Below are 10165 nucleotides of genomic sequence, written 5' to 3' on the forward strand. Positions count from 1 at the left end.
GCATTGCCACGCGATATGATAAGCTCAAAGATAGCTATGCAGCGGCGGTAATGCTCGCTTGTGTCTTTATCTGGTTGCCCCTGATTTGAATTCTATACACACCCTAATTGGCTTAGGGAATTTATCCGCTTTCCACCAGCGTCTTAGTGTTTGGTGGTGAAGTCCGATTAGTTCGGCTGTGGGCTGAATGCGTGAATAGCCTTGAGGGTTTAACGGGGTAGGTTGCTCATCTTTAGTTTGATGGCTGTTATTGATGGTTGGATTAGTATGGGTCATAAGATCACCTGTTAGTTAATGGTTAGTAACAGGTGTCATATTAGGATTATGATAGATAAGGCGGTAGATAGGCATTCTAGAATTTAGGGGGTAATCCTAGAATTTAGGGGGCTTTAGTTACAAACTTCTTCAATCAATGGGGCTCAAATCCCTAAGTATTTTTGATTTTAATTGTTCGCGTAACTCATTTTCTTCGCGTGTGTTCCCATAATCTTGGATCGCATACCTATCTAAGATAGCTTGCGGTGTCGCTTTAGATTTATTTAGCCAGTTATCAACTTGAGGTATTGTTAATCCTAAATCGGGTAGCAGATCAACCACTAAGGTCGCTACTTGTCTGCGCATTAACAGATTTGTATCTTTATCATAACCCCATATCTTTTTTGCTAGGGGGATAGCTATCTCTTTTTTCTCATCAGTATGTTTTTTTATGGGCGTGGGCTTGTCATCTATTATTTGCTGCCATGTGTAACCTTTGCTATATCTATAAATAGTCTTTAATTCAGTATATTTTTGATAGAAACTAATAGATATTTTATAGTCTTGATTTGAAAAGGCTTGCTCAGAAATATTAAGATAGATGATAGCCATAATATAGACCACTATATTACTTTCTTTGTTGTAGCTATCTTCATAATTCTTCGGTTCAATGCCACTTAAAATATCTCCAGCAAGCGCACGATATTCTGCATATATTTCATCATAGGCTAAAGTACTTGGCTTAAACCTTTTAATATCTAACTTAATAATTTTTACTAATTCTATGAAACTTGTCTGCTCTTCAATATCATTAATACCTAAGTGCATAACTGTGTAGCTTATATGTTCTTTAATGATTTGTTGCTTTAGGGATATATAAATATCCTTATTATCGTTTATTTTTTTAGCATCAATTTCTTCTTGAGACTTAAGTTGAATAGCCAAAACATACACCTTTACACACCTTTATATAAAATAAGGTGCAAGGCGCTGGCTGCTTTAAGGTGTGTAAATCGCTGCCGTTCGGGTAATTAGTCCTAGCCTTGCATGGTCATTGTAGCAGTGGCTTAGCCTTGCTTTTGTTCTGCATGTTTAAAGTTTGCGTAAATTATATTATCTATCTTGCCTGCTCGCATATTGTCTATATAATCCGCCCATTCATTCATCATCTTGGTTCTTACTTCGATAAACTTAAAACGGCTATATGCTTTGCCGTACTTGTTAATCATCTTGTGGCCTAACTGCATCTCAGTGATTAATTCGTCATAGCCTAGGCGTTCCATCTGCATTGTTTTTGCGCTGGCTCGAAAGCCGTGGGGTGTATGTATGTTTAGATAAGTTTTGCCGCCATTGCCGTAATGGTTCAGTGCGTAATTGATCCTACCAGTTGGTAGTATTCCTTTCTTATTCTTTGGGCTATGAAATACAAACTCATGACAGCCTGTTTTTTTATGCTGCTCTTTTAAGATAGCAATAGTTTGCGGTGCTAGTGGTATGGCCAACTCGTCCACCATATCCTTGCGTCCCTTGCCTTTGAGTGGCTCAAAATTCCATAGCTTGCCTTGAAAGTCTATATCAGCCCATTTCATACTGCATATATCGCCTACACGCGCATAAGTAAGTGCCAATAGTTTTAACGCTATGATGGTATCAGGCTGTCTAGGTGTCATTTGGTCAATATCCCTAAGCAACTGGCCAAACTCGCTTGGCGTGGTAATTGCTGGTTTAGGCTTATTAGTTGATGGTTCTAAGCTTCTACTAGGGAATGCTCTTACAGGGTTCATTTCTACCAGTCCACGATTGACAGCATGGTCAAAGACATAGTTCAGCACTGTTTTAGCGTCTTGTCCTACTTCTATACCGCGTTCATCTTGTAAGTCTTGGCAGAAAGTTAATAGGGTAGTCATTTTTAACTGGTCGATAGGTACATTAGCCAACTTAGCATTGATGTATTTCAACATACGGTTGTAAGTTTTTATTGTAGATAGGCTGGGCTTTTTACCTACTGATAATCTACGCTCTAACCATTGCTCAGCTACTTTTTGAAAGGTGTTGTTATAGCCCGTTTCAAGTGCTCTTTGTTGTTGTTCGCGGTGCTCTTTTGGGTCGATACCATCAGCTAATAGAGATGAGTTATCGTAATATAGCTCCCTTGCACGTTTTAGACTGACCGCTGGGTATTCGCCTAGGGTTAAGCGTATTTGTTTGTTTTTAATAAATGGGTGGGGGTAGAAATGCCTAAACTCGCGTGTGCCATTAGGTCTAACTCTAAGATATAAGCCCTCACAGCCTGCTACTCTAACGCCATAATCTTCTTGCTGTAATGGTTTGGCTTTTATTTGTTTGTCGTACTCGATTTGCTGCAATCGCTCTAGGCGCTCAGCTTTGGTTTCATCTTTGATTGATGGTAAATGATTATACTTACTTGCCATGTCGTTCCCCTATCTTAGAATGTACCAATTAAAATATGGTACATGGTTTGGTACATGGTGGCTTATCGTTTAGACAAGTTACTACACGTTACCATAGGTTATATGATACTGGCTAAAGCCTTTATTTACAATAGGTTTGGGGGTTTCTGTGAGTATTAGAAGTTACTAGGTGTTATCAATAATATACCCTAGGTTCGGGGCTTTTCTTTGTGAGGGCGTTACCATAGCTTATGATTGTTGTCGTACATAAATAAAAAAGGGTATCTGTATAAACAGGTACCCTTTTTTAAAATGTTATTCATACTATGTGCATATAATTAGATTATCCAAGTATTTGGATATAAGCATCAGCACGTAATTCTTGTAACCAGTCTTCTTGGGCTTGTGGCGCTAAGCGTTGGTAAAGAGCTTGGCGTGCCATATTGCGACGATACTGCTCACTGACATCTTGCTGACGTTTTTCATCTATTTCTAAGATGTGCCAGCCAAACTGGGTCTTAAAAGGAGCAGAGTAGTCACCAACTGCTGTGTTCTTCATGACAGCTTCAAATGGCGCAACCATGTCTTTCTCACTGACCCAATCAAGATCACCACCACGACCAGCTGAGCCTGGATCGTCTGAGTAAGTCGATGCTAAAGAAGCAAAGTCAGCACCATTGCGTAATTGTTCGTATAAATCATTAATTTTTTGTTCAGCAAGTGCATCAGTTTGGAGTTCGTCAACTTTAACCAAGATGTGACGAGTCTTCCACTGAGGAATTAGCATGGTATCACTGACTTTTTTGTCAGCCAGCTTAATAATGTCGATACCTTCAGGAGTGACTAGCGGCTCACTGACATCGCCAATATCTAGTTGAGTGATTTGACTAGATAGCTCTGTGGGTAGTGATGCCGCTTTGTGAAAGCCCATATCGCCACCTTGTAAAGGAATGGGATAGCTTCCTTGGCTAGCGGCAACGGCTTCGGTAACATTGACATTCGGTGTGAGTAGACGAGCGCGTAATGTTTCTGCCACTTTTAACGCTTCTGCGCGCTGTGCTTCTGATAGACGGCTATAGTCGTCCATATAAGGAACCCGTACATGAATGGTTTGATATTCACTTTGGTTCAAGCGCTTGGCTTCCGGTGAAGCTAAAAACGCATCAATATCCTGTTCGCTAATGCGTACACGTTCACTGATTTGGCGTTGTTGTAAAGCTTGAATGGCGGCATCTTCGATTAGTTGAGCACGCAGAGCAGCATAGCTACCAGGTCTCGCTGCATCTAAGCGTTGTTGTAATTCCGAGATGCTATTGAGCCCTTCTGACTGTGCGATTTGGCTAAGGCGCTGATTGATAGTTGTTTCGTCAGGATTTAGACCGACGCGCTTGACCATAGATAGCTGTAACTCGCGCAAAATGAGCGCATTCAATACGTCAGACTGTAGCTTCGCTGAGTTGGTGATTGGCTCGCCAGCAGCTGTAGCACGTGATTGAGCTTGTGTAATAGCGGCAATCAAATCACTTTTTAAAATGGCACTTTCATTGACTAATGCAATGATACCGTCTGTGCTATTGGCTGGTGTCAAACGATCTACGGCGCTTTGTTCCGCAGTAGCTGTGGTATTAGCTGTTTCAGGCTCTACTGTTGCAGCTTGGGTGTTAAGACTAAGCAGAAGACCTACGCTCGTACCCATAGAAAACAATACAGCACGGCTGGTTTGACGTACAGAAAAAAATCTCATGATGCTCCTCATCAATGTCATCGCATCGGATGGTAGTTGGTCAACCATATTCAGCTTATGTTAATAAGCATATACTGAATAATCTTGTCCAAAATAATATCACGTAACTATGTTGTTGTTACGTGAACAATGGGTTAGGCCGACTTTGTTTGGTCACTTATTTTTAATTTTTTTGGCTAAAGCACTTTTGGTTGCTATCCAAAGGTGTGTCGTTAATTAGCACATTTATAATGTTAATATTTGCGGCGAGTCATTGCTTGTTTGGCTGCAATTTTCTTTATTGCAAGCCTTGCAATCTAAATGACGACACGCGCTAGTTTTTCCATGCAGATTGAACAGTATCAAAACCAAGTATTTTCTCAGAAAGCAAGCTGGTTAAACTGCTATTACCACTGCCAAGACCACTAAGTCTGATCTCTGCCATAACTGCTTGTGTAGGCTCGTCGGTAACATCTAAGTCATTATAGTAACGACGACCATAAACAGCAAAGCCAAAACAGCAATCTTCATAATCAATACCAACAAGGGTATCAAGCATTCTGCTATTACGGTAATCATATTGACCTTGTGTCAATACGCGCCATTTATTATTGATAGGAAATATGGCAGATGCAGTAACGGCTGATAATGGCTGCTGATTGGTATTGCCATCACGTTGGCGTTTTACGAAACCGGCACTAAATAGGCTGTTTTCAGTTGGCTGATAGCGTAGCTCGGTTGTGATAAAGTTTAAATCATAACTGTTAGTTAATGCACCATTTACATCGACCCAAACATTATTGTAGGGCTGAACACTAGCATCCCAAACCATGCCTGATGATGATGTCGTAAAAATAGGCTCGTCGTCGACCAGTGTGACACGACCATCGTCGATGTAAAACTGCTCTGCAATACTACCATCAAAACGTGTCACACCCGTTGCATCGATGTAACGATAGTTAACACCGGGCGTCACTGCATGCAAATCTTGCAAGCGATCATGCCCTAAAAACCAACTGTCTGAAAATAACTGCTGATAACTGATTGAAGCAATACTGGTATTAAAGTTGGGAATGTCGTTTTGGTCTTCGTATGGTGCATAGGTGTATTTCAATCGTGGGCTGAGAAGCTGATAGCCACCCATCGTATCGTCAAACGCTCCAAATGGTGAGCCAGCTTGGTAAAAAGTTAATCCTGCATCAATACTGGCTTGTGGCACAAATACCGATTGACTGCCATCCTCTGCACTTAAAGAGTTGTCTTCTAGGCTGTCTTCATCGTATGCAGTGTACAGATGTTGTAGGCTAAGCTCAGGCTTAATATAGCCCCAAGAAGATTCAATCGGATACGTGGCGCTAATTTTATTATAAAGTCGTGTACCGCTTTTTTCGGTCTCAGAACCGTCACTGATAGATTTTTTAAAGTAAGCAGAGTCACTAACGCCGGTAATTTCAAAGTTATTATTGGTCGGTAGACGGTAATTTAGTGTCAGTTGTGGTAGGCGAGAGTACGGTCTGTCTTTGTCTTCTAATTCATCACCATCACTGTCGAAAGCATCAAGTGTTTGAAAGGTTTCAGCTTTTAGCTCACCAGTGACATAATCATTATAATAATTGAGCCGTGCACGTCTTGGAAGGTTGACTGTGCTATCGGACAAACCAAGTGTATCAAAATCATCTAAATAATCAGAATCTGATACGTAGTTATACGTCAGGTCACCGCTCAGACGCGGAATACTCTTAGATTCCCACAGATGCTCATAAACCACGCTGCTGCGGTCTTCATCGTTATATTCATTATCGTTAGGCAGGTATGCTGCATTTATAGTACCTCCGCCATAATTTTCGGTCAAATAGCGAAACTCACCTGATACCATTGGATTTCGATCAGTATAAATATGAGTATTGAGCGTAGCATCATAATTGGGTGCTAAGTTCAAATAATAAGGGACTTCAACTTCAAGACCACTATCACTGTCAAAGCTAGCACTTGGTACCAAAAAGCCACTGCTGCGACGGCTGTCTATGGGAAAGTTAAAATAAGGCAGATAAAAGACTGGTACGTCAGCGACACGGAAGGTTGTATCATAGGCTTTGCCGCGACCTGTTTCGGTATCTAAATCAATGCTTTTGGCATCAAACTGCCATTTGCGATTCATAGGTGGGCAGGTGCTGAACATAACCTCGTCTAATTCGTATTGACTGTCATTGGGTCTGTTTAAACGTTTTGCATAGCCGTGTGCTTGCATATCAACACTAGCAAAAGCAACGTTGTCAGCGGTTGATTGGCCCGTTTCGGTGTTGTAATTTAAACTGTCTGCTACACCAATAATGCCACCTTGTGATACTTTTTCACCGAAATTGGCTTGAGTATTATTCAAGGGGTTGTTTGATGCAGTATTGGCTACTCTCCTTTGTCCAGTCGCTTGGTCAGTAAACATGACATTACCTTGCGCTGCCGCCACACTATTCTTTAAATCTAGCGATATTTTTTCGGCTTCTATTTGCTGGGTGCCTTGATTAATAATAACATTGCCTGATAGTTCGGCATAATCAGCATTGTCATAATAACCATAGTCAGACTCAGTAAACAGCGGAGCTTGATTGTTTGTGAGACCGTTAGCGGCACCAGATTCTCTTACGGCACGCTGATAGTTAGGGTTGTTTTTTGGGTAAACCCACTGGCCTTCACAGCGTTGCGCGCTATCAACCGTGTGGGAGAGTAGCTGTAAGTTTTGACCTACTTTTGGAATCGTTCTTGGCGTCGGTGTCAGTATGAGTTGAGGGTCATCTGTTTCGACGTTTTTCGTATCATCAGTATCGCTAGATATTGGTACTTCAGTATCAGGTGTCAGCTCATAAAACTCCGCCAAGCGCATTAGGCTATCTTGAATACTCTCATCACTCATATCAATCGTATTAGTCTCAGAGGTGGTTTCAGATGCGCTTGTTTCATTGACCGGTGTAGCAGGAGTACTTTGGTTGCTATCCAAGGGATCTTGATTCAAAGAGCTACTTTCTACAGCATCACTATTAGCAATAGGGTTAGCTAAAGTGGTGTGCTCGCTAGCAGGTGGAGTGGTAGTACTTGCTTGTTGATACTCATTGCTTTGAGAGGCGGTTTCTTGATTATCATTTTTATAACGAATGTTATTATAATCAGGATTTTGGTTGATACTGCTGTTGGCGTTAGGCGCTGCTTTAGTGATATAACGTGTACTACTATCAATGAGGGTTGGTGCAGTAGTTTGTGTGTCAGCATCACTAAGTGCAGCATTAACGGCTAGGCTAGATAAGCCTAACGCACCAAATAATATCACACGAATGCTTTGGTAAAGCGGAGAATATAACAAGGGCACACCTATGATTGCAGAGCCTATTGGATTGCGATACTGATTTTAGCAGCCGCATTATTGAATGATATATCGTCGTTAATAACCGACCAAAAAATGATTCATGGATAATGTAATCTCAAAACATTGGATGTTTTACATATTATGACGACTAATCATAGTCAAAAAAAACCAAATCAGCTACACTATTTACCAAAATTCATCATATAGCCCAGCTGTTTTTTAAATGATAGCCATTATCATGGCTCAAGATTTCACTATTTTAACAAGGTTTTGCCTGACTTATCACTACTTTAATTGTTTACGATTTATATTCAACCTGCGATGTCCATTATGACTGATAAAATTATTTTAGAGCCGAATCTGACTGAAGCCAATACCAATAGTCGCCTACAGCAATTAACGAGATGGCTACAGCAGGTGTTTGTAGGTCAAGCGTTTAACTTAGAAAGCCTACCTGGCGATGCCAGTGCGCGTCAATATCACCGTATTCAATTACTAAAAGACAATGACAAGGAAGTATCGCGTTATATTGTCATGGATTCTGCTGATGAACAAGATGCCATGCGTCAGTTTATTAACGTGACTAAGTTGATGACGCCAGCTATTAATGTGCCAGAGATTATCGCACAAGATGTGACAAAAGGCTTTTTAGTGTTACAAGATTTTGGTGCGGTGGAGTTTGCGCATTTACTTACTGAGGCGACTCCTACACAAGTTGATGAGTATTATCAATTGGCAATGCAGACATTGGTCGCACTACAAACGATATCTATTGAGACGGCCAAATCTCAGCACCAGCTGCCGGATTATGATACGGTGTTATTAGATCGTGAAATGAATCTATTTAGCGAATGGTTCGTACCTTACATTGGGGTAGAGCTGAGTCAGACATTATGGAATGATGTAAAATCAGTATTGATAAAAGAGATTTTGCAGCAGCCACAAGTCATCGTTCATCGTGATTATCACAGCCGTAATCTCATGCAAGATCAAGCCGATGATGCACGTTTGGGTGTGATTGATTTTCAAGATTCGGTCATTGGCTCTTATACTTATGACTTGGTGTCGTTGGTACGCGATGCCTATGTCGACTGGCCAGAGAGTCAGATATCTGGCTGGATTGGTGACTTTTGGCAGTTGCAACAACAAGCAGGGTTAGCAACGGCCCCTAGCGCACAACAGTTTGAAAATGATGTCAATGTGATGGGCGTACAGCGTCATCTAAAAGTATTAGGGATTTTTATCCGCTTGTCTGAACGTGACGGTAAAGACCGTTATTTAGCAGATATTCCTAAAGTTATGCGCGATTTGATGTTCGAGCTAGAGTGGCTGAGTAAGCATGGCAGTGAGGATTTGCAACAGGCACTTGTGCCATTTAATAACTGGTTGATAGAGGCTGTGCTGCCAGCATATCAGCAAAAATTTGCACAGCAGTATATTTAACAATATTTATCCTATTTGCATTTCAAGAGCTTTAAACTCAAAAATTACAAGGAAGGCGCATGTCGACGTCTAGAATTACACAAGCAATGATTTTGGCCGCTGGTAAGGGTACGCGTTTGCGCCCGTTAACGCTTGAGACGCCCAAGCCATTAGTGGAAGTCGCGGGCCAGCCACTGATTGTTTGGCATATCAAAGCATTACAAGCGGCAGGTATTACTGACATTACTATCAATGCTTCATGGCTAGCTGATAAGCTAATGTCGACATTGGGCGATGGTGCGCAGTATGGTGTCAAGCTGCATTGGTCAGTTGAAGATGATGAACCTCTCGAGACAGCTGGTGGTATTTTTCAGGCGTTGCAAACAGCAAAACTACGAGATGAGCCGTTTATTTTAGTCAATTCTGATGTTTGGACGACGTATGATTTTACTCAGTTGCAAGACTATACACTAGGCGCGGATCAATGTGCACACTTACTACTGATTGACAATCCAGCACATAACAGCGGCGGAGATTTTGCTATTAATAACGGACTTGCCAGTGAACAGGCAGTGGGCGATGCAGGTAAATATACTTTTGCAGGTATCAGTGTGATGTCACCCAGATTAGTGGATGGATTGGTATCAGGTCAGCCTGCGGCGTTAGCACCACTACTTAAGCAAGCAATGCTCAAGTTTCAAATTACTGCTGACATCATTGCCGATAAATGGGTGGATGTCGGTACACCAGAGCGCTTGACGCAGGTCAATGAGTTTATTGAAAGTCATGGTGCTACTGGTCATTTAGGTGCATAAACTAAGGGGGATCATCACCTTTGAGATGAGGGTAAACCCAAACAGTTTTCTATAGACTTAGATTAACACATGAAGTGCAATACCAAATGCAAGGTGAAAAAAAGACCTAGATGCGCTAGCATCAAAGTTTTTATCCACCGACCAAAGTGAGATTGCAACCATGAGCTATACACATCTAAGCCTA

Annotated in this window: 7 protein-coding genes and 1 pseudogene; 3 read left to right on the forward strand and 5 right to left on the reverse strand. The window is 41.4% G+C overall.

All coding sequences use genetic code 11. The features are described from left to right. Positions 1 to 89, forward strand: a pseudogene (locus EI164_RS11705) (IS5/IS1182 family transposase); the annotation flags it as partial. Here EI164_RS11705 and EI164_RS11710 read toward each other — a convergent pair. The 5 genes from EI164_RS11710 to lptD form a co-directional block, all read right to left on the reverse strand. Continuing rightward, complete coding sequence (locus EI164_RS11710) at positions 67 to 276, reverse strand: helix-turn-helix transcriptional regulator (protein ID WP_192520137.1); 210 nt, start codon at positions 274 to 276, stop codon at positions 67 to 69. The pseudogene EI164_RS11705 and the gene EI164_RS11710 sit on opposite strands and share 23 nt — an antisense overlap. A 129-nt stretch (positions 277 to 405) precedes the next feature. Continuing rightward, on the reverse strand, positions 406 to 1200 hold the full coding sequence (locus EI164_RS11715) for a hypothetical protein (protein WP_192520138.1): 795 nt from the start codon (positions 1198 to 1200) through the stop codon (positions 406 to 408). A gap of 122 nt (positions 1201 to 1322) precedes the next feature. Beyond that, positions 1323 to 2687 carry a tyrosine-type recombinase/integrase gene (locus EI164_RS11720; RefSeq protein WP_192520139.1) on the reverse strand — a complete coding sequence of 455 codons (1365 nt, stop codon included), beginning with the start codon at positions 2685 to 2687 and terminating at the stop codon, positions 1323 to 1325. 322 nt (positions 2688 to 3009) lie between these two features. Continuing rightward, positions 3010 to 4410: a peptidylprolyl isomerase gene (locus EI164_RS11725; RefSeq protein ID WP_192520140.1), complete on the reverse strand. Its 1401-nt coding sequence runs from the start codon at positions 4408 to 4410 to the stop codon at positions 3010 to 3012. A gap of 313 nt (positions 4411 to 4723) precedes the next feature. Beyond that, positions 4724 to 7741 carry an LPS-assembly protein LptD gene (gene lptD / locus EI164_RS11730; protein ID WP_192520141.1) on the reverse strand — a complete coding sequence of 1006 codons (3018 nt, stop codon included), beginning with the start codon at positions 7739 to 7741 and terminating at the stop codon, positions 4724 to 4726. A 333-nt stretch (positions 7742 to 8074) separates the two neighbouring features. Between lptD and EI164_RS11735 the strand changes: the two genes are divergently transcribed. Together EI164_RS11735 and murU are read left to right on the forward strand one after the other, a co-directional pair. After that, positions 8075 to 9187 carry a phosphotransferase gene (locus tag EI164_RS11735; RefSeq protein WP_225739258.1) on the forward strand — a complete coding sequence of 371 codons (1113 nt, stop codon included), beginning with the start codon at positions 8075 to 8077 and terminating at the stop codon, positions 9185 to 9187. A gap of 59 nt (positions 9188 to 9246) precedes the next feature. Then, complete coding sequence (gene murU / locus EI164_RS11740) at positions 9247 to 9981, forward strand: N-acetylmuramate alpha-1-phosphate uridylyltransferase MurU (RefSeq protein ID WP_192520143.1); 735 nt, start codon at positions 9247 to 9249, stop codon at positions 9979 to 9981. The last annotated feature ends 184 nt before the right edge of the window (positions 9982 to 10165 follow it).

The sequence above is a fragment of the Psychrobacter sp. FME13 genome (assembly GCF_014861395.1).
GTDB lineage: Bacteria > Pseudomonadota > Gammaproteobacteria > Pseudomonadales > Moraxellaceae > Psychrobacter.

Excerpts from the sequence above, each read along its gene's own strand:
- murU (WP_192520143.1), top strand. The coding sequence starts at position 9,247 with ATGTCGACGTCTAGAATTACACAAGCAATGATTTTGGCCGCTGGTAAG.
- EI164_RS11725 (WP_192520140.1), bottom strand. The coding sequence starts at position 4,410 with ATGAGATTTTTTTCTGTACGTCAAACCAGCCGTGCTGTATTGTTTTCT.
- EI164_RS11710 (WP_192520137.1), bottom strand. The coding sequence starts at position 276 with ATGACCCATACTAATCCAACCATCAATAACAGCCATCAAACTAAAGAT.
- EI164_RS11720 (WP_192520139.1), bottom strand. The coding sequence starts at position 2,687 with ATGGCAAGTAAGTATAATCATTTACCATCAATCAAAGATGAAACCAAA.
- EI164_RS11735 (WP_225739258.1), top strand. The coding sequence starts at position 8,075 with ATGACTGATAAAATTATTTTAGAGCCGAATCTGACTGAAGCCAATACC.